Raw genomic sequence first — 24297 nt, 5'->3', positions numbered from 1 at the left:
AGCCGAGAACATCAGTCGTGCTTCGCCTCGTAGCGCAGCAGGACGGTGCCACCCGGGAAGGTGCGGTTCTCCACCAGTCGCAGCGAGATCCACGAAGGCAGTGAGGGCCAGAACGGGGTACCGCCGCCCACGGCCACGGGGGCCAACACGATCCGGTATTCGTCCACCAGGCCGGCCTGCACGATCGGTGCGGCCAGCGTCGCGCCGGCCACCTCCAGCCTGCCGTCGGTCTCGGCTTTCAGCTTCCTGACCACCTCTACCGGATCGCCGCGTTCCAGCCGGGAGTTCCAGCCGACGGTCTCCAGCGTGCGCGAGAACACGACCTTGGGCATGTCGCGCCACACCTGGGCGAAGTCGACGATCAACGGGGTCGCGTCCGGGGCCTCGTCCGCGGTCGGCCAGTATGCGGACATCAGTTCGTAGAGACGCCGCCCGTAGAACGACAGCGCGGTCTCCCGCTCGAAGTCATTCCAGTACTGGTGCAGTTCGTCGCTCGGATCGCTCCAGTCGATGCTGCCCTGTGCGTCCGCGATGTACCCGTCCACCGACACGGTGAAGCCATAGATGAGTGTGCCCACGCAGAACAGACTGCACCGGAGCGCAACACTCATCGCGACGCACCACGAGAAAATGTTGGATCCGAGTGGGACGCACCTCAGCCGTGCAGACCGACCATTCCGTTGACCGGCCCGAGTCCGTGGCCCAGCGGATAGGCGCCGCGGATGCACTCGGTGACCCAGAGCTTGCCGAAGGCGACAGCATCGGGAACCGGGCGGCCATGTGCCAGGGCGGCGGTGATCGCCGCCGCCAGCGTGTCGCCGGCGCCGTGATCGTGTCGGGTGTCCACCCGGGCCGCCGCGAACTCGTGGAACTCTGAGCCGTCGAAGAGAAGGTCGGAGCTGATACGCGACGTGCGCAGGTGGCCGCCTTTGATCAGCGCCCACTGCGGCCCCAGCGCGTGCAATGCCCTGGCCGCATCACGCTGGGTGACGTCATCCACGACGTCGATACCTACGAGCAGTCGCACCTCGTCGAGGTTGGGTGTCACCAGCGTTGCCCTCGGGATCAATTCGTCGCGGAGCGCGTCGAGTGCGCTGGCGTGCAGAAGCGGCTCACCGACATTGGAGGCGCACACCGGATCGACCACCAGCGGAACGGTGCCGTCGAGCCCCTCGGCCAACCAGGTCGCCACGACGGCCCGAATGATCGCGGTGGAGGCCAACATGCCGGTCTTGGCCGCCTCGATCCCGATGTCGGAGGCTACCGCGCTGATCTGGCCGGCAACGACGTCGACCGGAATCTCATGAAATGCTTTGACGCCCAGTGTGTTCTGCACCGTCACTGCCGTCAGCGCAGCCGATCCGTGGACACCCAGCATCGCGAAGGCGCGCATGTCGGCCTGCAGTCCGGCACTGCCGCCGGAGTCGGAGCCCGCGATCGTCATGACACGGCGCGGCGTCTGCCCGGGTGGGGCCAGCGGCAGGCTGGTCGTCGTGTCGGCCATGTATCGATCGCCTCGTTGAGATGTGTCAGTGGTTGCGACGGAGCCGGCGGCGGCCCGAGGCAAAGTCTGACACTATCCGCTGGCGAAGCGGCGGACTCGCGGCCTCACCCGTTGTCCCGCCAGGTGAGCACTTCCTTGAGAGATGTGAGGTCGTAACCGTCGTCGGCGGTGAGTTCGGTCTGGAACAACGTGACTCCTGCTTCGCGGAAGGCATCGGCGCTGTTGCCGTTCACCCACAGCGTCGAGCGTTCGATGTCGGCACCGTTGCGGCCGAACGTCGCTGCCAGTTCGTCGACGCGGTCGCTGGACTTCGTGAAGGCGTCGAGGTCTTGGAACGCGTGCCAGATGTCGGCGTGCCGGGCCACTGCGGGCAGTGAGCGTTTGGGGCCGGTGCCACCGATGAGGATGGGGAGCTTACGCACGGGCGGCGGAATCAGCGCAGCGAGCCGGTTCTCGATGCGGATCAGGCTCTCGTCGAACAGATCGAAGCGGGAACCGAAGGTGCCGAAGTCGTAACCGTAGGTGGTGTAGTCCTTTTCGTACCAGCCCGCGCCGAGGCCGAGGATGAGCCGGCCGCCGCTGATGTGGTCGACGGTGCGCGCCATGTCGGCGAGCAGGTCTGCGTTGCGGTATCCGACGCCGGTGACGAGTAGCCCGATCTCGGCGTGTGAGGTGATCTCACCCCACGACGCGAGCGCGGTCCAGCCCTCGAAGTTGGCGACGTCGGGTTGCTCGTCGAACATGACGGGCTTGCCGTCGACGATGCCCTTCATCGCCGGGCGGTGGAAGTGGTCGTAGCCGAAGATCACATCGACGCCGAGGTCGTCGGCGGCCAGGACGGCCTCGCGCCAGGTTCGGTAATCGGGCGTGCCACCGGGCTGGATCTGTACGGCGACGCGGACGGGACGGGTCATGGATGCTCCTGAGTCGGGGAGGGGCGACTTTTGAGCCAAGTCGACCCGGTCCGGGATTTATTCCGAACCGGCGTGTCCCCGCGGACTCAGTGCAGGATCGCCCGCGCCGCGCGTTCGGCGATCAGCATGACCGGTGCGTTGGTGTTCCCGGATGTGATGGTGGGCATCGCCGAGGCATCGACCACTCGCAGGCCTGCGACGCGGTACACGCGGCAGTCGGTGTCGAGCACCGTCGCGGCCGACCGCGGGAGGCCTTGTGGGTCAAAGGCTCCCATGGCGCAGGTGCCCACCGGATGAAAGATGGTGGTACCGAGCTCACGGGCCGCCTGCTGCAGGTCTTCGTCGCTCACCAGCTGCGGGCCGGGTAGCAGCTCTTCGGGGCGGTAGCGGGCCAGCGACGGCGCCGCCATGATCTGACGGGTCATCCTCAAGCCCCGCACGGCGGTGTCGCGATCGGCGTCGGTGGACAGGTAATTGCAGGAGATCGTCGGGTAGGTCAGCGGATCTGCATCGGCGATGCGCACATGGCCCCGCGAGCTGGGGCGCAGATTGCAGACCGAGGGTGTGATCGCGCCGAAACGGTGCAGAGGTTCGCCGAACTTGGCCAACGACAATGGCTGCACGTGCCACTCCAAGTCGGGGCTGGTCAGCGCAGGATCGCTCTTGGCGAAAGCCCCCAGCGTGGAGGGCGGCATGGTCATGGGGCCGGAGCGCAGCAGCAGGTACTGGAGTCCCATGCCGGCACGGGTGAATAAATTGCGGTACAGCGTGTTGACGGTCCGGGCGCCCCGGACCCGGTAGACGGTTCGCAGCTGCAGGTGGTCCTGCAGGTTCTCGCCCACTCCCGGCAGGTCGACGGCCACCGGCACCTGATGCTGGGTGAGCAACCCGGCCGGGCCCACACCCGAGACCTGCAGCAGGTGCGGGGACCCGATCGCGCCGGCACTCAGGATCACCTCCCGGCGGGCCCGCACGTCGACGATGTGGCCGTCTTTGAGCAGCCGCACGCCGGTGGCGCGGTGCGCAGCAGTGGTCCACGCTCCGCGGCGCTGATTCTCGTGGACCTGGCCGTCCATCAACAGCTTCAGTGCCTGGGTGTGGGTGTAGACGGTGAGATTCGGTCGGTGCTCGACGGGGTGCAGAAAAGCATCCGCCATCGACCAGCGGCGTCCACGTCGCTGATTGACGTGAAAGTACGCACTGCCGGCGTTGTCTCCGCGGTTGAACTCGTCGATGGGGGCAATGCCCACCTGGGCCGCGGCGGCCTGCCAGGCGTCCAGGATCTTCCAGCGCACTCGGGGCCGCTCGACGGTGATCTCGCCACCGGCGCCGTGCCACTGGTCGGCTCCTCCGAAGTAGTCCTCCAACTCCTTGTAGATCGACAGAGTCTCGCCGGCACCGCCGGTCCCACCCCACAGCCACCGCTCGTCACCGGTGGCGCGCGCCCACAGGGCGTAATCGGAGGCCTGGCCGCGCATGTGGATCATGGCGTTGATCGACGACGAGCCGCCGATCACGCGGCCCCGCGCGTAGTGGATGCTGCGCCCGGCCAGACCCGGGTCGGCCTCGGTGGTGAAGCACCAGTCGGTACGGGGGTTGGCAATGGTGTACAGGTAACCCACCGGCACCTTGATCCAGAACCAGTTGTCTGTGCCGCCGGCCTCGATCACGAGCACACGGTGTTCGGGGTTGGCGCTGAGCCGGTTGGCCAGCAGACAGCCCGCGCTGCCGGCTCCCACGATGACGAAATCGAAGTCGGCAACCGGATTCATGTCCGGCATTGTTGCTCCACTTCGTAAGACTAAGACGTCGGAGCGGGTGGCCATCGTGGGTACAGGGGCGGGTTCCGGCGAACGAACAGATTGTCACCTCCGACAGCACATTCGCCCGTGGCACCGTGGTCAGGATGGCGCCGCTCAGCACAGATGGCGCGAATGCGCACACGTGCGAGGATGGTGACACGGTCGGTGGGCATCGACCGGATCGGAGTCGGGTGATGCAGCGACCGCATCAGGTGGTGATCCTCGTGCTCGACGGAGCGCTCCCGCTGGACGTCGGGATCCCGGCAGAGGTGTTCCACCCGGAGACGGGGTTCGGATACGAGGTATCGGCCTGCGGGGTCACCGCCGGGACGGTGCCGTCCCACGGAGGCTTCGGCTACGCGGTCCCGCGGGGCCTGGACGCGCTGACCGATGCGGACACCATTGTCGTCCCCGGGTATGCGCCCGCGGGTCGGCCGATACCGGGGGAGGTTCACGACGCGCTCCGCGACGCCGCATCGCGAGGGGCACGCATCGCGTCGATCTGCTACGGCGCATTCGCCCTCGCCGAGGCCGGTCTGCTCGACGGCCTGCGCGCGACGACGCACTGGGATGCGGCGGACACGTTCGCCGAGCGGCATCCGCAGATCACGGTCGAGCCGAACGTGCTCTTCGTCGACGAAGGATCGGTGCTCACCTCGGCGGGCGCCGCCGCCGGCCTGGACCTGTGCCTGCACATCGTGCGCTGCGACCTCGGCGTGAGCGCGGCGAACGAGATTGCACGAGGACTCGTCACCGCGCCCTACCGGACCGGGGGTCAGGCGCAGTACCTGCCGACGAGCACCTTGGCAGCCCATGGCGACACCCTCGCCGCGACGCGGGAATGGGCCATGACGCGGCTCGACCAGCAGCTCACGATCGCCGACCTGGCCGCCCACGCAGGAATGTCGCCCCGTACGTTCCTGCGCCGATTCGCCGAAGAGACCGGCAGCACCCCGCTGCAGTGGATCCTCCGGGCGCGGGTCGACACTGCCCGCGGACTTCTGGAGAGCACAAGGCTGTCGGTCGATCGCATCGCCGAGCAGGTCGGCCTGGGCACCGGATCGAACCTGCGACTGCATTTCCGCCGGCTCCTGGACGTGTCTCCGTTGGAGTACCGCGCCACCTTCGCCGGACGGAGCTGATCAGCGCGATCAGATGGGGGAGGGAAGTGCCACGGTGTCGCCCGCCACATCGATCGCGACCTTGCCTCGGAGTGCATACGAGCGCCTGTTCTCCAGGAGTTCGTGAGCCTCGCCCGTGCGCGCGAGCGGCAGGGTCGCGCCGATCACCGGTTTCACAAGACCGCGTTCGACCAGTGCGGTGAGCGCGTCCAGCTTTCCTTGATTCTGCCGGGTGAAGACGAAGTGATACGCGGCGTTGCGGCCCCACGCCTCGATGAGGTTCTGCGGTTGCGCGATGTCGACGATGCTGACGACACGGCCGGAGTCGGCGAGTGTCAACGGGCTACGGGTGAGCGCGTCGCCACCGATCGTGTCGAAGACGACATCGACCCCCGTGCCGCCCGTCACCTCGGCTACGGCGTCGACGTAGTCCGTTGACGCATAATCGATTACCGTATCGGCCCCGAGGGAGCGCAGGAAATCCTCGTCGCGCGCTCTCGCAGTGGTGATCACTCGTGCGCCGATCGCTTTCGCGACCTGGATCGCGATCGTGCCGACTCCGCCCGCCCCGGCATGGATGAGGATGGTCTCGCCCACGGTGAGCTGGGCCCGTTCCACCAGGGCCTCCCACACCGTCCCGCCGACCAGAGTCAGGCTTGCCGCCTCCAGATGACTCAGGTTCTCCGGTTTGCGGGCCACGAGGTCGACGTCGGCCACGTGCTGCTCGGCGTAGGAGCCGGGGCCGCCGAAGATCTGGGGCGTGTAGTACACCGCATCACCGGCGCGGAACTCGGTGACGTGGGATCCGACCTCCTCGATCACCCCGGAGATGTCGTGGCCGATGATCGCCGGGAGCGGCACCTCGTTCGCGTAGTCGCCGCGGCGGATCTGGTAGTCGAGCGGGTTGACGGCGGTCGCATGGACGCGCACCCGAACCTGCCGGGGTCCGACGTCCGGTACGGCGACGTCACGCAACTCGAAGGCATCGGCCCCTCCAAATCGAGCGAGCACAACGGCTTTCATCAGATCAGGCATATCGGTGGGTCCTCGTGGTTCTGGGTGCGCGAGACAGCCGGGTAGGGCGTTTGTTCTCAAGTGTCGCGCGCGCAGTCGATCGACTCCAGTGGCAAGAATGCCAATATCCGCGAGGATAATGACAGGACTTGTCGCCGTGGAGCGTCGGGAGGCGTCTTCTGCGCGGGTGGGGTGATCGCCACCCCGGCCGCGCGCCGGGAATGGCCGTATCGGCTTTGTTTTCCCAATCACGCTGCCGCAGAGCGAATTTGGCGGGGGAGAGCCGCCGTAGGCAGGCAGCCTCGGCGCCACTCTTCGCCGGCGCCGAGGCTGGACGGCTACGCGCCCGCGTTGCGGGCCGTCACCGCTGCCGCCGTCATCTGGGCAGTGGACTGTGCGATGGGCGCTGCCTCCGCATCCGCCGAGTCTCCGACGACCTGTGCCTGGTCTTCGAACGCGGACAGATCCTTGCTCTTCTGCGCGGCCAGCACCTCGACGAGTAACGCCTCGTCGTACCTGGCCTCCGCGGCCTGGGCCTGCTTGCGGGCCGCGTCCACTTCGCGCTGAGCCTTGCTTCGCGCCTTGCGTAACGTTTCCCGCTGTTCAGCCGACGTCTTGATCGCACGCTTGAGTTCAGCCTGCTGCTCGATCGCGGCCTGCAGCGCGGCCTCGTCGGCGCTTCGCCGTTCAGCGTTGGTCTCGAGCCGCTCCAACACGATGGAGAGCTGATTTTGGGCGCGGGCCGACGTTTCCTCTGCGGTCTGCCACTCGCCGCGCGGCCCGTCCAGGGCAGCGTGGTCAACCTCCAGCTCGGCGTTGGCGTCGTTGGTCGTGGAGGTGGAGTGTTCCCGTGCGTTTGCGGTTGTCATGCTTTGGCTCTCTTCTTCGGGAGTTGTCGCGTACTGGCGCGAAATGGTCATCAGCTGTCGTCGAGTGACGGGGCCGGTAGCAGAGGGGTTCCCGTTAATCGACATTGCAACCGCGTGTCCCGCCAGCGGCCTCTGCCGAAGACCGCCATATCGATGCGCCGCACCGCGCGGGGGTCTGCCAGTACCCGTACCGCGGGAATCTCCTTCGCGTCCGGAAAACCGCCTAACTTGCTACGGAAGGTTGCCGGCGGACCCAGGAGAGATCCAGTGCGTCGTAACTGGTACCGCGGCGCAGGTAAGTAACCGTCTTGTTCGACCGACCAGAAAGGTGATCAGTGGCACACGGCCAATATGCAACGCATGCTGAACTTTTCGATCTGAGTGGTAAGCGGGGCCTCGTCACCGGTGGCACCAGGGGCATCGGGATGATGATCGCGCGTGGGCTTCTCCAGGCGGGCGCCCGCGTGCTCATCAGCTCACGCAACGCCGAAGCCTGCGCTCGGGCGCAGGAACAGCTGTCCGAATTCGGCGACGTCTGGGCGGTCCCCGCCGACCTGTCCCGGCACGACGAGTGCGAGCGCCTCGCTCACCTCGCCACGGCCGACTCCGGGGGTCTCGACATCCTTGTCAACAATGCGGGCGCCATGTGGGACGAGCCGCTGGCGACGTTCCCGGACCAAGCCTGGGACACGGTCATCGATCTCAACCTCAAGTCGCCGTTCTGGCTGGTGCAGGCGCTGCTGCCGGCGCTTCGTGACGCGGGGACCGCCGACGATCCCGCGCGGATCATCAACATCGGCAGCATCGCCGCCATCCATATCCCCAACCGGCCCAACTACTCGTACTCCAGCAGCAAGGCTGCACTGCATCAACTGACCCGGGTGCTTGCCAAGGAGCTGGGCCCGCAGCACATCGCGGTGAACGCGGTTGCACCGGGACCGTTTCCATCGACGATGATGGCGGCAACCCTCGACGAGTTCGGCGAGGCCATCGCGGCGTCGGCCCCGTTGCGCCGGATCGGGCGCGACGATGACATGGCGGGTGTCGCGGTGTTCCTCGCCAGCAGGGCAGGCGCGTACCTTACCGGCGCAATCGTCCCTGTCGACGGAGGGATCGCCACGACCGCGTAGGCCACAGCGAGGACATCAATAACGACGCCAAAACGTCGCGGCGTCGGGGTACTGGCGGTACCTCCCAGCAGATGCAGCGCGGGCCTACGGTGAATGGATGACCGCCACGCTTGATTTGCGCACCGAGATCCGAGACTTTCTGAGGTCGCGTCGCGCCCGCATCTCGCCTGAGATGGCCGGACTGCCTGCCTACGGTGCGAAACGTCGGGTCGAGGGTCTGCGTCGGGAGGAGGTAGCGCTACTCGCCGGGGTGTCGGTCGAGTATTACGTGCGCATCGAGCGCGGCGGCCTGGTCGGCACCTCGGAGAGGGTGCTCGACGGGGTGGCCACGGCCTTACAACTCAGCCAAGCAGAGCGCGATCACCTGTTCCACCTCGCGCGCCGGTCCGGGGGTCGACCGCATCCGACGCCTGCTGCAACGGTGCGCCCGGCGCTGCAGGCGGTGCTCGATGCGATCACCGGCGCGCCCGCGTTGATCCGCAACAGACGTTATGATGTGCTCGCGACGAATGATCTTGGGCGCGCGTTGTATTCGCCGGTGCTCGCCGATTCGCGGCGGCCCGCCAACACGGTGCGGTTCGTCTACATGAACCCCAGCGAGGCTCAGAGATTCTTCGTCGACTACGACCGGGTGGCGCGGAATGCGGCCGCGATGTTGCGCATGGAACTGGGCACCCATCCCGACGACGGCGACCTCATCGCCTTGGTGAGCGAATTGTCAACGCACAGCGAACTATTTCGACGACAGTGGTCTTCACAGGACGTACGGCTGAAAGGACACGGGAGCAAGCGAGTGAACCATCCCGCGGTTGGCCGCCTCGACCTGAAGTTCGAGTCCATGGATCTGCCCAACGAACCCGGCCTGCAGATGAATGTCTACACCGTCGACGGGGGAGAGCAGGCCGCTGCCAAATTGGCCGTGTTGGCGTCTTGGGCCGGTCAGGATGCGTCGGTGACCGAGCTTCACACCCGCAGCGGATGACCGCCCGTTATCGCGCTGTGGCGCCGGCGTCCTGAGGGGAGCTGTGCGTGCGCGCTGAGGTGCCGCTCACGGTCGATCTTCTGGCGCGCATGGTCAGTACAGCCGCGACGCAGAACGTCAGCACCGCGGGCACCGCGATGGCGAGCTCCACCGAGACATGCATCAGGAGTGCGCCCACCACAGCACCCACCCCCATAGTGGCGACGGCGAGGGCGCGCCGCGAGGTGAGGGAGCGATCGGCCGACCGGCCTGTGAGCCGGTTCTCGCCCATCAGGCCAGCAAGGGTCGACGTGACCACGACGGTCGTCACGTCCCCGACGCCGACCCGACGGGCCGCCATTGCCTGGACTCCCATCGCGAACGCGAGGGCCACCGTCAGCGTGTCCAGCACCAGAGCGCTCCCCACGCTCAAACCGTGTGCGAGCGCGCACGCGGCCAGCACCACGGCGACGAAGAGGACGCTGACCCCGACCCGCCAATCGCCGAAAGAACCCGTCTCGGTGCGCCGCAACAACCGGCCGGCCGCTGCCGCTCCGACCCCGAATCCGCCCAGTGCCAGGAACGCTCGGAACACGGGAACCGTTGCCTCATCGGTGATTCCGAGGCTGATGAAGATCAGGTTGCCCGTCATGTTGGCCGTGAACACTCCGTGCAGCCCCAGATAAGTTGCCGCGTCCAGGATCCCGGTGGTGAAGGACAGCGTCAACATCGACCAGACAACCCACCTGTCGTTCTTCATCCCGTGACTCAGGCGGACCCGACGCTCCAGCCACCGTCCACGACGATGTGCTGGCCGGTGACGTAGCTGCTCAGCGGAGAGGCAAGGTAGACGTAGGTGTTCGCTACGTCGTCAGGGTCGCCCAGGCCGCCGAGCGGGATGTGGCGCGCGAACGCGGAGCGCTCGCCCTCGGGGGTGGTGCCGTTGGCGGCGGCGCGATCCTCGAAAAGTTGCCGGATCATCGCCGACTCGATCTGGCCGGGACACACACTGTTGACCCGGATTCCGGAGGGGGCAAGCTCGGCGGCCATGCTCTGCGCCATACCGAGAATGCCGAACTTCGATGCGGCGTAGGCCGCATTGCCCACGCCACCGCGCAGGCCGAAAAGCGAGGACGTGAAGATGATCCGGCCGTCCGCCCCGCTGCGCGGCATCCGTCGCGCGAACTCGACGGCGGTCAGGAACGCTCCGAAAAGATTGACGCGCAGCACCGCGTCGAACTCCTGCGGCTCGATGTCGAGAGCGGTCTTGAGCACCAAGATGCCCGCGTTCGGGACCACCACGTTCACCGGGCCCAGGTCTGTCTCGATAGCGTCCGCCGCCTCGCGCAGGCGGGCGGCGTCGGTCACGTCCGCGGCGAGGCCCAGCGTGCGGCTGCCCGTCGACTCCTGAACCTGACGCGCCGCAGCCTGCGTCTGCTCGTCGTCGAGGTCCAGCAGCGCCACGCGGGCGCCGTGAGCGGCCAGTCGAGTCGCAATGCTCAGGCCGATGCCGCGTGCGGCCCCCGTGACGACCGCCGTCCGTCCCTCCAACAAGGGCTTCGGCCCCGTCTGTGACATCCCTGTCATCGCGCCCCTCCCGGCACCGCCGTGTTCACTGGAGCTACCGACTGATGACGTTGCGCTCCAGCAATTGTCGTAAGTCCGAGGTACACCGCGCCGGTGACGATAAGGCCCGGTACCCAGGACAGGTCTGCACCCCCGAGCTTCTCGGCGATGGGGCCGGCGTACCAGCCGTTGGTGACGAAGGGCAGCGATACGGCCACCCCGATGACGTAGGCGATCAGTGCCTGGAAGTTGAACCCGCCGTAGGTCCAGGTGGCCGGGTCGTGGTTGTAGACCCCGCCGCGGCGGGTGAAGAACGCCCGCACGTCGTAGCTTCCGTGCCTGACAAGGTAGAAGTCGAGCAGGTTGATCGCACCCCAGGGAACGAAACCGAGTGTCAGGAACGACAGGAAGTTCGTGAGCTGGGCGGAGAAGTTGTCGGTGACGTTGAGGGCGAGCCACAGCCCGATCGCGAAGGTCGGCAGCAGGAACCCCAGACGCACGAGCACCGAGGGTCGCACGTCCTTGAACGACGAGATCGCGGTGATCAGGTTCAGCATGCCTCCGTAGAGGTTCAGCGCGTTGTTGCCTGCGATGGCCAGCGCGGTGACCAACAGCGTCGCCACGGCGATCCACTCGACACCGACCACCTCGCGGGTGGCGAGAAACATGTCGGTGCCCCCGATCTGCGCGGCCAGCACCACGCCCAGCAGATTGCACCAGGTGGCGGAGATGAACACCCCGCTGAAGGTCCACCCGAAACACGCCGTGGCGGAGCTGTTCTCGGGCAGGTAGCGAGAGTAGTCGGAGACGTACGGCGCGTAGGTCAGCAGGAAGGTCGCCATCAGGCCGACTGCTGTGAAGAAGGGACCGGCCTGGAAGGAGCCCGCGGTGAGCTCAACGCCACCGTGGAGGATCGAGCCGACGGTCACCACCACCACGGCGGCCGCCAGGGGCCAGATTGCCCAGCGGGCAGCGAGGTGGATGGCGCGGTAGCCGAGCAGTGCGACACCCAGGCTCAGCAGCGCCAGCAGCACGAGACCGCCGTTGACGCTGAACGTCCCCGGCATCGCCGCCGAGAGGGCCTGCCCACCCAGCACGGCGGTGACCACGAAGAAACCGCAGTAGAGAAAGGCGGCCAGCACCACCGGCAAAAGCGCGCCCAGGAACCCGAACTGTCCGCGACTCTGGATCAGCTGAGGAACCCCGAGCCGCGCGCCCTGCACCGAGTGCAGGGCCATGAACGTCCCGCCGACCAGGTTGCCCACGAGTACAGCGGCGACGGACCACCAGAAAGTGTTGCCGACGATGATCGCCAACGCGCCGAAGATGGCGTTGCCGATGCTGAGGTTGCCCGAGAACCAGACGGTGAACAGATCCCGGGGTGTGCCATGGCGCTGACCCGGGTCGATGACGTCGATGTGACTGGTCTCGAGGCGGCTGACCTCAACCGTCTCCGGTGTGTGCGACATGCGCGTGCTCCTCAGTGATCGTGGTGGTCAGCGCCGTTGCTGAACACCAGGTGGTCCCGAGCTGATGCGACGTCAGCGGCCGAACGGCCCACGACGCGTTCGTAATTGGCCGGATCGGTGGCGCCCTCGGTGTTCACGATGAGCACGCACGCATCCGTGTGCAGCCCCGCTCGTGACCGTTCCTCGGGCGTGCCGCGTTCGGCCAGCGCCAGCAGTCCCCCGAGTCCCGCCGCTCCCGACTCTCCCGAGACGATGCCCTCGTCGGCGAGGGCCCGCATGGCCTCCTCTGCGTACTCGTCGCCGATGCCGACGAAGACGTCGGTGCCGGCGGCCAGTAGGGGCCAGACCAGCTCGGAGGGCATACCGCAGTTGAGCCCCGCCATCGAGGACCGGTGCGGGCCGGGCACCAGGGTGAGCCCGCCGGCGCGGGCGGACGCCATCAGGCAGTTGGCACTCGACGGCTCGATGATCACAATCGCAGGCGGCCGCTCACGACCGTCGCGGAAGTGGCGCAGACCGGAGGCGGCGAAGGCGCCGACCCCGGCCTGCAGCGCGAGGACGTCGGGTTGGGGGAGACCGTGCTCGGCGAGGGCGTCGTCGATCTCGAAGAACATCGTCGAGTAGCCCTCGACCACGGCTCGGGGGGCGGCGGTGTAGCCCTCCCAGGACGTGTCGGACACGACGAGGTGGGAGTCGTCGGCCAGCCGCGCCGAGGCTGAGATCGCGTCGTCGTACGTGCCGTCGACGACCTCGACCACCGCGCCCTCCGACGCGATCGCGTCGATGCGCGCCTGCGAGGTGCCCTCGGGCACGAGGATGGTGGATTCCAGGCCCAGAAGCTGTGCGACGCGGGCGATTCCGCGCCCGTGATTACCGTCGGTGGCCGCCACCAGACCCCGGCCCGTCGTCGACCCGATGGCCGCGCGCACCGTGGCGACGGACAAGGGCCCGTCCGATTCACCGCCCCACGCTGCCTGCACCGTGGTCAGAGCGGCCCAGGACGCGCCCAGGATCTTGAACGACGGGAGGCCGAGTCGTTCGGACTCGTCCTTGACCAGCACGGTGCGCACACCGAGCCGGGCCGCGAGTCCGGGGCAGGAGTGCAGTTCGGTGGGCGCGTAGCCGGGCAGCGTCGCATGGGTGTCCAGCGGCACCCGACTCTCCGGCGTGAACCCGGCCGTCGGTACCGCCGGCCGGGCGGCGGGATTGGCGTAGATCTCGACAGTCGTCATGCACGCACCTGTTCAGACGGAGGTATAGCCGCCGTCGATCACCAGTGCCTGCCCGGTGATGTACGACGACGCGGAGGAGGCGAGGAACAGCAGTAGGCCGGTCATGTCATCGGGGTCGGCCTGTCGGCGCAGCGGGATCTGCTCGGTGAGCTCTTCGAGGGCCCGGGCGGGGTCCTGCTGGTGACCCCAGAACGCGCTGTTGAAGGGCGTGTCCACCCATCCAGGGCAGACGGCGTTGACCGTCACACCGTCGGGGCCGAGTTCGTCGGCTAGGGCGCGCACCATGCCGAGGAGTCCTGCCTTGGTGGCGTGGTAGGCCGGCATGCCCGCGTGCCCACGGAACGCCCCCGTCGACGAGGTGAGAATGACGCGGCCGGTGTCGGACTTGCGCAGGTGTGGTGCGGCGGCCTGCGCCATCAGGAACGGCGCGCGGAGGTTCACCGCCGCGCTGCGGTCCCAGTCCTGCGCGGTCCATTCGCCGAGAGGCCGCGCCTCCAGCACTGCCGCGTTGTAGAAGACCGCGTCGAGAGACCCGACGTTGAAGCTGACCGCGGCCTCGACCGCGGCCTGCGCGGCGTCGCTCTCGGTGAAGTCGCTACGCAGGAACGAGGCCTCGCCCGGGAGATCTTCGGCGACGAGGGCTTTGCCGGCCTCCTCGTTGCGGTCGGCGAGCAGCACCCGGTCACCGCGCCGACGGAAGGCGCGGACCGCGGCCGCCCCGATGCCCGTCGCGCCGCCCGCAACGAGGACGCTACTCACGGGGTCTCCTCGGCGTCGACTTCGAGTCCCTGGCCCTGCACCGCCAGCGCGGCGCAGGCCGCGTCGGTCTCGGAGGCGGCTCCGCTGACGCCCAACCCGCCGACCAGGTGCGTCCCGGCGAACACCGGAACGCCGCCGGGGAAGACGATCGCCCGGCCGCCGAGGGTGTGCGCCAGTCCCCAGTCACTTCCGCCGGGGGCGCTGCTGTGGATCCAGGCCGCGGTCGGCATGCCGAAGGAGACCGCTGTCACCGCCTTGTCGAGGGCCAGTGAGCTCGCGCCGAGCTGGGCGTGGTCCATGCGCATGGCGGCCACCAGGTTGCCGCCGCGGTCGACGACGGCCGCGGCCAATCGCAGCCCCTGGGCCGATGCGCGCGCCTTGACCTCCGCGAGCATGAGCTCGGCGACCGCGAGCGACATGTCGGGCGTCTGCACCAGGTCGGACGCCCCGACAGTGCTCCCCGCGGCCACGAGCTGAGTCATCCGAACTCCTTCACATTGCTGTTGAGATGCTTTATATTCTATCTCACAGCCGCTTTTGGCAAGCCGTTCCGACGAGCTCCCCGGAGACCTCCATTGCCCCAGTCCGGCCATTGCGCCACGCTCGCCACAGGAGCGCGAGGCGCCGCATCCACGGCGCACCCGCTGGCCACGCAGGCCGCCGTCCAGGTGCTGAACCACGGCGGCAGCGCGGCGGATGCCGCGGTCGCCGCGCAGGCCGTGATCTGCGTGGTGCTGCCGCAGGCGGCAGGCCTCGGTGGCGACCTGCTCGCGCTCGTGCACGACCGCGACCACGTGGCCGCGGTGAACGGGACCGGGCTGAGTCCGCAGGGACTGGACGCGGCGCCCCGCGACTCCGGAGGCTCCTCGGTGACGGTCCCCGGCCTCGTCGACGGTTGGCTGACCGTGAGCTCGCGATGGGGACGTCTACCGCTGGAGGTTGTCCTGACGCCGGCGATCGAGCTCGCCCGCCGCGGCGTCGTCCCCGACCCTGACCTTGTCGCGGCCGTCGTTCAGCAGCGGGCCCGCCTGGAAGACGGCGGCGCGGCGGACTGGTCGCTGTTGACCGCCGCGACGCACGGTCGCCCGTGGATGCAGCCCGAGCTGGCCCGCCTGCTCGAGGGCATTGCCCGCCAGGGACGCGACGCCTTCTATGCGGGTTCTGGCGCAGCTGCCGTCGTCGACGCCGTGCGCCGCTGCGGCGGAACACTCGCCCTCTCAGATCTGGCGGAACACGAGACTCCCTGTCCAACAACGCTTTCGGTGGCCTGGGGCGCGGGACTCGTGCACGTCCAGCCGCCGATGTCACAGGGAGTGCTGCTCGCCATGGCGCTGCAGCAGGTGCGCCGCCTCGAGTCGCGGGGCGTGCCCGTCGACGACCACCTGCTCGTCGAGGTCACGGGGGCGGCCTTCGAGCACCGCTCGTCGTGTCGACACGGCGAAGAACTCCTCGATCTGGACCTCGCCGTCGACCTCGAGCGCGCCTCGGGACGCGCGGGCCCGCGGGCCTATCTGCACACCGCCGGCGTGGCGACGGCCGACGCCACGGGCCAGGTCGTCTCGTCGCTGGTGAGCGTCTTCGACGACTTCGGTTCCGGGGTGTTCGTGCCCGAGCTGGGCATCGTGCTGAACAACCGGGCGGCGGGGTTCACCGACGGCGACAACGCCGCGGCCCCGGGCAAGCGGCCGGTGCACACGCTCGCACCGGCAATGGTGACCTCGCCCGACGGCGTGCTCGGCATCGCGACTCCCGGGGCGGACGGTCAGGTCCAGACGCTGCTGCAGGTGCTCACCGCGGCGACCATCACCGGAACGCCGTTGCAGGACGCCGTCGGCGCGCTGCGGTGGCGCAGTCAGAACGGCGATCTGCTCATCGAAGAGGGCCACCCCGGCGACGACGCACTGGTTGCCCGCGGGCATCGCGTGGTCGCTCGGGACGCCGGTGCCGACCTGTTCGGCGCCGTCGTGGCCGCCGGCACCCGGCCCGAACCTTTTGCGATCGCCGACTGGCGACGCCAGACCGACACCCGAGGATTGACATGAGACGCAACGGCCTGACGGCGCAGCTGCTGCACAGCGCCGAGGAGCAGCGCGAGGCAATCGTCAGCCTGTGCGCGGAGCTGGTGGCTGCTCCCAGCGTGAACCCCGACGGAGACACCCGGGCGGTGGCCGACGTGGTGTCGCGAGCACTCAACGCACGCGAAATATGCTCTCGTCAGGAACATCTGGTCCCGAGCATGCCGTCGGTGGTGGCCGAGATCGACTCAGGTCGACCGGGTCCCCACCTCGTCCTCAACGTCCACCTCGACACGATGCCGCCGGGCGACGAATCCACCTGGACCCAACCGGTGTGGGAGCTGACACGCACCGACGGGCGGCTCTACGGCCTGGGCATGGGAAACATGAAGGGGGCAGTGGCGGCGATGATCACCGCCGCGGCTCTGCTCAGCGAGCATCGCGATTCCTGGTGCGGCAGAATCACGTTCACCGCGGTCAGCGACGAGGTGGTCTTCGGGGACAACGGAGCCGCCTATCTTCTGCGTGAACACCCCGATCTGCTGGGCGACGCACTCATCTGCGGCGAAGGGCCCGGCTTCCGCCGTCTGGCGCTCGGCGAGAAGGGCGTGCTCTGGGTCGCGGTGACCGCCGATGGTCCGGCCGGCCACTCGTCCGCCGTGCAGCGCGGCCACTCGGCCTCGGCGCGCATCGCCCAGGCGGTGGCCCAGATCGACGACCTCACCGGGTTGACCGGGTCGCTGCCACCGGAGTTGGCTGCGATGGCCACGTCGGGTGACGACCCGGATCCGGGCCTGGTCCTGACGGCGAACGTCGGCACCGTGTCGGCCGGCACCTTCGTCGGCCAGATGGCCACCGCTGCCACCGCGGAAGTCGACCTGCGACTGCCGCCCGGCATCACCGCGGAAGACGCCCTGGCGCTGGTCGAGAGCACCGTCAAGGACATCGAGTCGGTGCGGGTCCGCCGGCTCAAGGGCTGGGACGCCAACTGGACCGCGCCGGAGGCACCGCTGACCCGCGCCTGGAACGTCGCCTCCCGTGCCGTCATCGACGCCCCGCCGACCTACGCCATCCGACTACCCGCAAGCGACGCCAGCCGCTGGCGCCGCCAGGGGGTCCAGGCGCTCTGCTACGGGCCGCAGCCGACATGGTCCGCCGGCATCGACGACTACGCCGACGAGGACGAGGTCGTGCGGTGCGCCGCGCTGTACGCGCTGACCGCCGTGGAGTACCTGCGCGCGCCGTGAGGCCGGTCCCGCGCCGCGGGTTCGTATACTTCATCAACAGTGTGCTTGCTCGTTCAGCAACGTGACGAGCCGGCCGAGACCACAGGACAGGAAGGCCGTGAGCATTACTTCGCCGTCGGCGCCCGCGTTCCCGGCGAACGCCACGCTGACCACCCGCGTCCATGACGCCCTGGAGACAGCGATCATCGCGGGCGAGCTCAAGCCCGGCGAACGGATCCACGCCGACGTGCTGGCCGCTCAGTTCGGCATGAGCCGCATCCCTGTCCGCGAGGCGCTGCGATCGTTGCACGAAGCAGGCTGGGTCGACATCAAGCCGCGGCACGGTGTGCACGTCCGGGAGCGGACGGCCGAGGAACTCGGTGAGCTCTTCGAATTTCGCGCCGTGGTCGAGGGCGTCGTGGCCCGATGGGCCGCGCTGCGCCGCACCGACGCCGATCTCGACCTGCTCGCCGCCCGTATCAAGGAGAGCAGGGACGCCAGCGACGAGCGTGCCTCCGGCGCCGGCTTCTACGCCGCGCTGCGCGCCGCGGCGAGGAACTCGGTGCTCGCCACCACCTCGGCGGCCCTGGAGAAGCGGGCGCGGTTCTACTTCTCCACCGTCGCGCACGAACTCGGCGAGGACTGGCGGCACGTCCACGAAGAGGTGCTCGAGCACGTGCGCGCACAAGACGCCGACGCGGCCGAGCGCGTGGCGCATCAGCACATCGAAGACACCGGAACAGCGGTCGCCGCCCTGCTGTTCGAGAAGTGACGGCGCGCTAGCGGTGGCCTGCTCGGGGGTGCCGTACGGCGTTGAACATCAGCTGGTCGTGCCCGGGAATCAGGCGGGCATCGGCGTCTGCTGCCGCGGCGAGTAGCCGCTCAAGGGACGAGGACGCCGCAGCCTCGTCCTCGACGGAACCGCCTGCGCAGTAGCCGCACGGCACCCGGTCGAGCAGGTTCTGACCCAGGTCCGCGGCGTCCGCGGCGAAGATCCACGTGCCGGTCTCGGGCAGCTCGACGAGCAGCGAGACATGGCCCGGGGTGTGCCCCGGAGTGGACAGGACGGTGACCCCGGGCGCGACGTCGGCGTCGCCGTCAAGGGACTCCCAGCGCGTGCGCGGATCGGACCAATCGGGTGCGTGGAAGCCTTCCTCGAACACGGCCCGTCCACTTTGGGCGAACTCGAGCTCCGCCCGGTGAACTGCGACCGGCACACCTGCCTCGGCCAGCAACGGGATGCCCCCGGAATGATCCAGATGCAGATGGCTGATCACGGCCAGGTGCAGATCGCCGACCGCGAGGCCGACCGTGGCCAGCGCCTCGACCAGAGGATCACCCGCGAGACCCCAGTTCCACCGGGTCGGGTCGGGGGGCGTGGGGTGCAGCGACCAGGTGGGCCGGTCCGGATCTGCACCGGCGTCCACGGCGGCGGCCCGGTAGCTGTCCTGGGTCTCGTCGGCGTCGAGGGCGGCGCGGCCCATTCCGGTGTCGAACAGCACCCAGCCTTCGGCGGTGTCGACCAGCACCCCGTACAACGGCTCCCACCCGAGGTCGGACGGTCCGTCCCGCAGCGACAGGGACCGAGGCACCCGTTCCGCGCCGTACTGCAGCACGAACATCCGTGACGCCTGACCAGCCATCGGTCCGCCCTTCGTCGTCGTCAGGACACTCGCGTGCCGAGCCGCCTGAGCATCAACAGCATCAGGGCGTACACCGCGGCGCCCTCCGGCCACTGCGTCACGATCCGGCCGGTGGACGAGGCGAAGTAGTTACTGCCGTCGACCCAGGCGGTGCTGCTGATGCGGTGCTGAACCCATCGGTTGTACGCGCTCACCACGCTGCCACGCGCGTCCACCTGGGACTTGCCCTTCCGCAGCACGCGCGTGATCTGCGTGACGATGAAGTCCGCCTCGTGCTCGAAGTTCGAGACCGTGAGCCCGCCGTTGGTGTTGGGGCCGTACATGATGAAGAAGTTCGGGAACCCGGGGACCATCAGCCCCGCCAGCGCGTACGGGTCGGGTCCCCACACGGTGTTCAGGTCGGCCCCGTTGGGGCCCCGAACCTGCAGCGAAGCAAGGAATCTCGTCGCCTCGTAGCCGGTGGCCAGCACCAATACGTCGGCCTTGCGCTCGTCGCCGTCGCTGTCGATGATCCCGGTGCTCGTGCACGAGACCACGGCTTTCGGCACCAGGTGCACGTCGTCGCGCAGCAGCGACGGGTAGAAGTCGCTGGTGACCACCGTCCGTTTTCCGGCGAACGGGTAGTCGGGCAGCAGCGCCTCGGCGAGGTCGGGGCGCTCGGCGAACACCTCGGCCAGGTAGCTGCGGGCCTTGTTCTCCCAGCGCCGGTTCATCCTGCTGCCGGCGCGGAACACCGCGCCGTGCCATTCGCGGCGCTCCTGACGCACGTAGAGGCGAATCCGGTTCAGGCGCTGAGTGAGTGGCACGGAGAAGAGCCGCCGCTCCCACGCGGCGAAGTCGCGGTCCCCCTTGGGCAGTACCCATCCGGGCTGGCGCTGGTAGACGGTGACGGACCGGGCGTGCGGCGCCACCGTGGGCACCACCTGCGCGGCGCTGGACCCGGTTCCGACCACGGCGACGTTCTTGCCCGTGACGTCGAGCGCCTCGTCCCACTCGGCGGTGTGCACCACCTCGCCGCTGAAGTCCTCGAGCCCGGGCCACACCGGGAACTTGGGGGAGGCGAACAGGCCGACGGCGGACACCACGAAGGCGAACCGCTCACTCTCGCCCGCGGCGGTCTGCACGACGTACTCGCAGCGCGCGTCGTCCCACGTCACGGAATCCACGGTCTCCTTGAAGCGGATCGAGTCCATGACGCCGAACGACTCGGCCACGTGCTCGAGGTACTCCTGGATCTCGGCGCGGCGGACGTGGGTGCGGCTCCAGTCGTACGGCGCGAACGAGTAGGCGTACAGGTGCGACGCGGCGTCGGTCTCCGCGCCCGGATAGCGGTTCTCCCACCAGGTTCCGCCGACGCCCTCGGAACGCTCGAAGATCACGTAGTCGATCCCGGCCCGCTGCAGTTTGATGGCGGTGACGATGCCGGCGAAGCCGGCGCCGATGATCGCGACGCGGGGCGGGCTGGCCACGGACATGGATGCGCTCCTGACTGACTCACCGATGGGCATGACGGGCTCAGGCACCTCCGGTCTGGGCCACGAGGTTGAGGAACCGCTGGGTGCGCGGCTGCGTGGGTCGGTCGAGAACGTCTTCGGGCGATCCCTGCTCGACGACCTTGCCCCCATCCATGAACACCACGCGGTCAGCGACCTCGCGGGCGAAGCGCACCTCGTGCGTGACGACCAGCATCGTCATCCCGGCCTCGGCCAGACGCCGGATCACCTGCAGCACTTCGCCGACCAGCTCGGGGTCCAGAGCTGAGGTGGGTTCGTCGAAGAGCATCAGCTTGGGCGCGATGGCCAGGGCGCGCGCGATCGCGACCCGCTGCTGCTGCCCGCCCGAGAGCCGGTGCGGCAGGTGGTGTGCGTGTCGCTCGAGGCCGACGTCGCGCAGCAGTGCCAGGGCGAGCTCGCGCGTCTCTTTGGGATCCCGGCCGTAAACCCGCACCGGGGCGATGCAGATGTTGTCGAGCACCGTCAGATGGTCGAACAGGTTGAAGTGCTGGAACACCATGCCGATGCGGGCGTCGGCCCGCGCCTGGGAGAGCCGGCTCACGGGCCGCAGCGTGCCGTCCTTGAGCTCGTAGCCGACGTGGCGCCCGTCGACGAGTACCTCTCCGTCGTCGACGTCCTCGAGGTGATTGATAAGCCGCAGCATGGTGCTCTTACCCGACCCGCTTGGCCCCATCAGCACGACGACCTCGCCCTGGCGGACGTCGAGGTCGACGCCCGTGAGGATCTCGCGTCCCTCGTAGGCCTTGTGCACGTTGCGGCAGGAGACGAAGTGAGCGTCGTCGGCCCTGTCCGACGGCACCCTCGCCTGCGCGGCGATCAGGTCGGCGACGCCGGTCTTCGCGACAGATTCCTGTGCAGTGGAGCCCTTTTCGTCACTCGGTGACGTGGTGTTGCTGTCCGGTTCCGGGGTGGACGCGGCGGCTGCGCCATCCTTGGGGCGGCGCAGGGGGAGTCCGACCGCACGTGCCCAGAACCCCGCCTGCGGAGTGGTGGGCCGGTCGGGCGCGAACCTGCGTTCCAGCGCCGACTGTCCGAACCCCATGACGGTGGTGGCGGCGAGATACATCGCGCCGGCGGCCAGGAACACCGGGAAGAATTCGAAGTTGGTCGCCACGATGGTCTGGGACCGCAGGGTGAGTTCGTTGACGGCGATGACCGAGGCCAGCGAGGTGAACTTGAGCATCGAGATCGCGTCGTTGCCGAGCGCAGGCACGATCGCACGCAGCGCTTGCGGCATGATCACGCGACGCAGCGTGAGCACCGGTCCCATGCCGAGCGAACTCGCCGCCACCAGTTGGGATTTGCCCACCGACTTGATGCCGCCGCGGATGATCTCGCCGGAGAAGGCTGCCTCGTTCATCGTGAACCCGATCATCGCCGTGACGACGGGACCGAGGCTGATCCCCATGCTCGGCAATGCCGTGTAGAGGAAGACCAACTGCAGCAGCAGCGGCGTGCCACGCATCAGCCACGTGTAGAACGCCGCGGGCAGCCGCAGCACTGCATGGCGCGACTCCCGCATCAAGGCCAGCATGAGCCCGAGAATCAGAGCCAGGCCCATGGAGACGACGGTGATCTGGATGGCCACCAGCAGGCCACGCCACAGGAACGGATCGACCAGGTAATCCAGGAATTTCGTCATGTGAGGCTCGCGATCAGCTGGTGACGACGGCGGGCTGGAGCTCCTGGTTGGGGGAGAAGCCCCAGCGCTTCATCGCTTTCTGCAGGCCGCCGTCGGCGTACATCTGCCCCAGCGCCGCGTTCAGCCCGTCCCGCAGCTCGGTGGCGTTCTTGCTGACGCCGAAACCGAAGTGGAAGTCGGTCGGCAGGTCGAAGCCGACGGCCAGTTTATCCGGGGCGCGCTCGGCGAGATACGCCGTGACGCCTGCATCGGTCAGCACGATGTCGGCTTCACCCTGCGCCAACGCACTCTGCGCGCGGTCGATACTCGGAAAGTTCAGCGTCTTGAGTGGCGCGCTCCCGGACGCCTCGCAGTCCTTGCTCTGCTTCTCCAGGATCGCGTTCTCGACCGTTCCGACCACCAGCGCGGCGGTGTTCCCGCAGACATCGGCCAGGCTTTCGATCTTCTTCGGGTTCCCGGCGGCGACGAGCGCCGCCTCACTGGCCTTCATGTAGTCCACGAAGTCCACCTGCTTGACCCGCTCTTCCGAGGAGTACATCCCGGCCGCCACCAGATCGATGCGGCCGGACTGCAGTGCCGGCACGAGCCCGGCGAAGTCCAGCTTGGAGTACGTGGTGGTGAAACCGAGGCACTGTCCGGCCGCATTCAATAAGTCCGGTTCGATCCCGATGACGTTGGCCGGGTTCTTCGGGTCCGACGTCGAATAGTTCGCGGGCGCCGGCGAGATCCCGACTGTCAGCTCCTTGCCGTTGAGTCCGGGATACTTCTGGGCCAGCGACTCGCACGTCGTCTTGTCGATCGCGAGGTCGCTGGTCGCAGCGTTGTTCACCGATTCCTCAGCCGAGCAGGCACTGGAGCCGATGGCGAGTGCAGCAGCGACGACCACGGTCACCATCTTCGAAATGTGCACGAGACGTCTCCTGTGTCGGGGTGTGCAGCCCAGGGAAGACGGCACTGGCTCAGGTATAGAATATAAAATAGTTGCGGTCAAGCATAGAGCGTTACGCCCGTGTGAAATATGAACCGGTCGTGCGATGTGCCCAGGCCAGAGCTCTCACGCAGCTCAGCCCGCCCGTGGTCGGTCAGACGAGAAGCGACGGGGGAGCGGCCCGTCCCGACTGCTCGGCGTGGCGTCGAAACCACCCCGGTGCTTTCGGGACCGTGGCTACGGTTCGCGTGCTCTCAGTTACTGCCGACGCCAAAATGCGAACGTGCCGACCGGTTCATCGATTGCTGATCGCGCGGCTCGTTGGGGTAGTGAAGTTGACGGCGCGGCTCATCGCACACGAAGGCCACTGCCGGCCCTTATACCGCTCAGTCGTGACCGAGGGCGCCGGCGTCCTTCGCCACGATCTCCTCGACTTCGGCCCGCACCTTGCGCAACTCGGCGCGTTCCTCGTCCGAGTACTCACGTGCAGTGTCGTCGAGCACGCAGACCGTCCCCACCACGTGACCGTCGTTGTCGTGCACCGCCAGACCCAGATAGTTGTGCAGACCGAACTCGGTCTCGTCTTCGTTGCCCGCGAAAGTCTCATCCACCCGCGAATCCTGGACATACAGCTCGTCGTCGGTGTTGACGACCCGTTCGCAGTACAGCGGTGTCCGGCCGGTGTCCTCTCCGGCTTTCTTCCCGGCCGCGCCCACCGTGTAGTGCTGAGTGGCCTCACCGGCGGTGGCTGCGACCACCATGGCGTCCGGTTCGGAACGCATCACCAGGACGGACTTCACGCCCAGGCGTGAAGCCAGCGCCTCGAGTTGAGGGGCAAGCGAGGACAGCGCCGGAGTGGAATCTGTTGCGAAAGGCTCAGCTGGGGACATGGCCCCGATTATCGTCACCCGAGCGCTGGCGGACAACGATTGCGCGCGAGCTGATCTCCAGGACACACCAACCCTGCCTAGTCCGAAAACGGGGGGAG

Annotated in this window: 23 protein-coding genes and 1 pseudogene; 6 read left to right on the top strand and 18 right to left on the bottom strand. The window is 68.1% G+C overall.

Going from position 1 to position 24297, the window contains the following annotated elements; all coding sequences use genetic code 11:
- Positions 1–11: 11 nt before the first annotated feature.
- The 4 genes from EL337_RS13915 to EL337_RS13900 all read right to left on the bottom strand — a co-directional run bounded on the left by EL337_RS13915 (position 12) and on the right by EL337_RS13900 (position 4190).
- On the bottom strand, positions 12–578 hold the full coding sequence (locus EL337_RS13915) for a dihydrofolate reductase family protein (RefSeq protein ID WP_048634496.1): 567 nt from the start codon (positions 576–578) through the stop codon (positions 12–14).
- Positions 579–655: 77 nt separating this feature from the next.
- Positions 656–1504 carry a bifunctional hydroxymethylpyrimidine kinase/phosphomethylpyrimidine kinase gene (gene thiD / locus EL337_RS13910; RefSeq protein ID WP_048634495.1) on the bottom strand — a complete coding sequence of 283 codons (849 nt, stop codon included), beginning with the start codon at positions 1502–1504 and terminating at the stop codon, positions 656–658.
- A gap of 104 nt (positions 1505–1608) precedes the next feature.
- The gene (locus tag EL337_RS13905) at positions 1609–2418 is read right to left on the bottom strand and encodes an LLM class F420-dependent oxidoreductase (RefSeq protein ID WP_048634494.1); all 810 of its coding nucleotides are present in this window, start codon (positions 2416–2418) and stop codon (positions 1609–1611) included.
- Between the two features lie 86 nt (positions 2419–2504).
- The gene (locus tag EL337_RS13900) at positions 2505–4190 is read right to left on the bottom strand and encodes a GMC family oxidoreductase (protein WP_197724235.1); all 1686 of its coding nucleotides are present in this window, start codon (positions 4188–4190) and stop codon (positions 2505–2507) included.
- A gap of 224 nt (positions 4191–4414) precedes the next feature.
- Here EL337_RS13900 and EL337_RS13895 point away from each other — a divergent pair, with 224 nt between their 5' ends.
- Positions 4415–5362, top strand: coding sequence for a GlxA family transcriptional regulator (locus tag EL337_RS13895; protein WP_048634492.1), 948 nt, complete (start codon positions 4415–4417; stop codon positions 5360–5362).
- Between the two features lie 9 nt (positions 5363–5371).
- On the opposite strand, the gene EL337_RS13890 is transcribed toward EL337_RS13895, so the two are convergent.
- Entirely contained in the window at positions 5372–6376 is a 1005-nt protein-coding gene (locus EL337_RS13890) for a zinc-dependent alcohol dehydrogenase family protein (protein WP_048634491.1), read from the bottom strand.
- Between the two features lie 317 nt (positions 6377–6693).
- On the bottom strand, positions 6694–7224 hold the full coding sequence (locus tag EL337_RS13885; protein ID WP_048634490.1) for a hypothetical protein: 531 nt from the start codon (positions 7222–7224) through the stop codon (positions 6694–6696).
- 335 nt (positions 7225–7559) lie between these two features.
- Between EL337_RS13885 and EL337_RS13880 the strand changes: the two genes are divergently transcribed.
- Together EL337_RS13880 and EL337_RS13875 are read left to right on the top strand one after the other, a co-directional pair.
- Positions 7560–8354, top strand: coding sequence for an SDR family oxidoreductase (locus EL337_RS13880; protein ID WP_048634489.1), 795 nt, complete (start codon positions 7560–7562; stop codon positions 8352–8354).
- Positions 8355–8451: 97 nt separating this feature from the next.
- On the top strand, positions 8452–9336 hold the full coding sequence (locus tag EL337_RS13875; RefSeq protein ID WP_048634488.1) for a helix-turn-helix transcriptional regulator: 885 nt from the start codon (positions 8452–8454) through the stop codon (positions 9334–9336).
- 7 nt (positions 9337–9343) lie between these two features.
- Here EL337_RS13875 and EL337_RS13870 read toward each other — a convergent pair whose 3' ends face one another.
- From EL337_RS13870 to EL337_RS13845, 6 genes are read right to left on the bottom strand one after another with little or no spacing between them, the layout of a single operon-like run.
- The gene (locus EL337_RS13870; RefSeq protein ID WP_048634487.1) at positions 9344–10075 is read right to left on the bottom strand and encodes a YoaK family protein; all 732 of its coding nucleotides are present in this window, start codon (positions 10073–10075) and stop codon (positions 9344–9346) included.
- An 8-nt stretch (positions 10076–10083) separates the two neighbouring features.
- Positions 10084–10893, bottom strand: coding sequence for an SDR family NAD(P)-dependent oxidoreductase (locus EL337_RS13865; protein ID WP_048634486.1), 810 nt, complete (start codon positions 10891–10893; stop codon positions 10084–10086).
- A gap of 5 nt (positions 10894–10898) precedes the next feature.
- The gene (locus EL337_RS13860; protein WP_048634485.1) at positions 10899–12350 is read right to left on the bottom strand and encodes a purine-cytosine permease family protein; all 1452 of its coding nucleotides are present in this window, start codon (positions 12348–12350) and stop codon (positions 10899–10901) included.
- Positions 12351–12361: 11 nt separating this feature from the next.
- On the bottom strand, positions 12362–13582 hold the full coding sequence (locus EL337_RS13855; RefSeq protein WP_083443231.1) for a diaminopropionate ammonia-lyase: 1221 nt from the start codon (positions 13580–13582) through the stop codon (positions 12362–12364).
- A gap of 12 nt (positions 13583–13594) precedes the next feature.
- Positions 13595–14341: an SDR family NAD(P)-dependent oxidoreductase gene (locus EL337_RS13850; protein WP_048634484.1), complete on the bottom strand. Its 747-nt coding sequence runs from the start codon at positions 14339–14341 to the stop codon at positions 13595–13597.
- Positions 14338–14823, bottom strand: coding sequence for a GlcG/HbpS family heme-binding protein (locus EL337_RS13845; RefSeq protein WP_048634483.1), 486 nt, complete (start codon positions 14821–14823; stop codon positions 14338–14340). The genes EL337_RS13850 and EL337_RS13845 overlap by 4 nt, the downstream gene beginning before the upstream one ends.
- 93 nt (positions 14824–14916) lie before the next feature.
- On the opposite strand from EL337_RS13845, the gene EL337_RS13840 reads away from it, so the two are divergent.
- The 3 genes from EL337_RS13840 to EL337_RS13830 all read left to right on the top strand — a co-directional run bounded on the left by EL337_RS13840 (position 14917) and on the right by EL337_RS13830 (position 18354).
- The gene (locus tag EL337_RS13840) at positions 14917–16383 is read left to right on the top strand and encodes a gamma-glutamyltransferase (RefSeq protein WP_048634482.1); all 1467 of its coding nucleotides are present in this window, start codon (positions 14917–14919) and stop codon (positions 16381–16383) included.
- Positions 16380–17603, top strand: coding sequence for a M20/M25/M40 family metallo-hydrolase (locus tag EL337_RS13835; RefSeq protein ID WP_048634481.1), 1224 nt, complete (start codon positions 16380–16382; stop codon positions 17601–17603). Before EL337_RS13840 ends, EL337_RS13835 begins: the two co-directional genes overlap by 4 nt.
- 97 nt (positions 17604–17700) lie before the next feature.
- On the top strand, positions 17701–18354 hold the full coding sequence (locus EL337_RS13830; protein ID WP_048634480.1) for a GntR family transcriptional regulator: 654 nt from the start codon (positions 17701–17703) through the stop codon (positions 18352–18354).
- Between the two features lie 7 nt (positions 18355–18361).
- Here the strand turns inward: EL337_RS13830 and EL337_RS13825 are convergent, their stop codons facing one another.
- The 6 genes and pseudogenes from EL337_RS13825 to EL337_RS13805 all read right to left on the bottom strand — a co-directional run bounded on the left by EL337_RS13825 (position 18362) and on the right by EL337_RS13805 (position 24199).
- Positions 18362–19225: an N-acyl homoserine lactonase family protein gene (locus EL337_RS13825; RefSeq protein ID WP_083443228.1), complete on the bottom strand. Its 864-nt coding sequence runs from the start codon at positions 19223–19225 to the stop codon at positions 18362–18364.
- A gap of 20 nt (positions 19226–19245) precedes the next feature.
- Positions 19246–20700, bottom strand: coding sequence for a flavin-containing monooxygenase (locus EL337_RS13820; RefSeq protein WP_048634478.1), 1455 nt, complete (start codon positions 20698–20700; stop codon positions 19246–19248).
- Positions 20701–20740: 40 nt separating this feature from the next.
- The gene (locus EL337_RS29045; RefSeq protein WP_232786891.1) at positions 20741–21538 is read right to left on the bottom strand and encodes an amino acid ABC transporter ATP-binding protein; all 798 of its coding nucleotides are present in this window, start codon (positions 21536–21538) and stop codon (positions 20741–20743) included.
- A 267-nt stretch (positions 21539–21805) separates the two neighbouring features.
- Positions 21806–22300: pseudogene (locus EL337_RS29040) on the bottom strand (amino acid ABC transporter permease); the annotation flags it as partial.
- Between the two features lie 94 nt (positions 22301–22394).
- A complete protein-coding gene (locus EL337_RS13810) occupies positions 22395–23276 on the bottom strand; it encodes an ABC transporter substrate-binding protein (protein WP_126316575.1) in 882 nt (293 codons plus the stop codon).
- A 419-nt stretch (positions 23277–23695) separates the two neighbouring features.
- The gene (locus tag EL337_RS13805) at positions 23696–24199 is read right to left on the bottom strand and encodes a GAF domain-containing protein (RefSeq protein ID WP_048634477.1); all 504 of its coding nucleotides are present in this window, start codon (positions 24197–24199) and stop codon (positions 23696–23698) included.
- Positions 24200–24297: the final 98 nt, after the last annotated feature.

The sequence above is a fragment of the Mycolicibacterium aurum genome (genome assembly GCF_900637195.1).
GTDB classification, from domain to species: Bacteria; Actinomycetota; Actinomycetes; order Mycobacteriales; family Mycobacteriaceae; genus Mycobacterium; species Mycobacterium aurum.
This window is presented reverse-complemented; position numbering and strand designations above follow the sequence as displayed.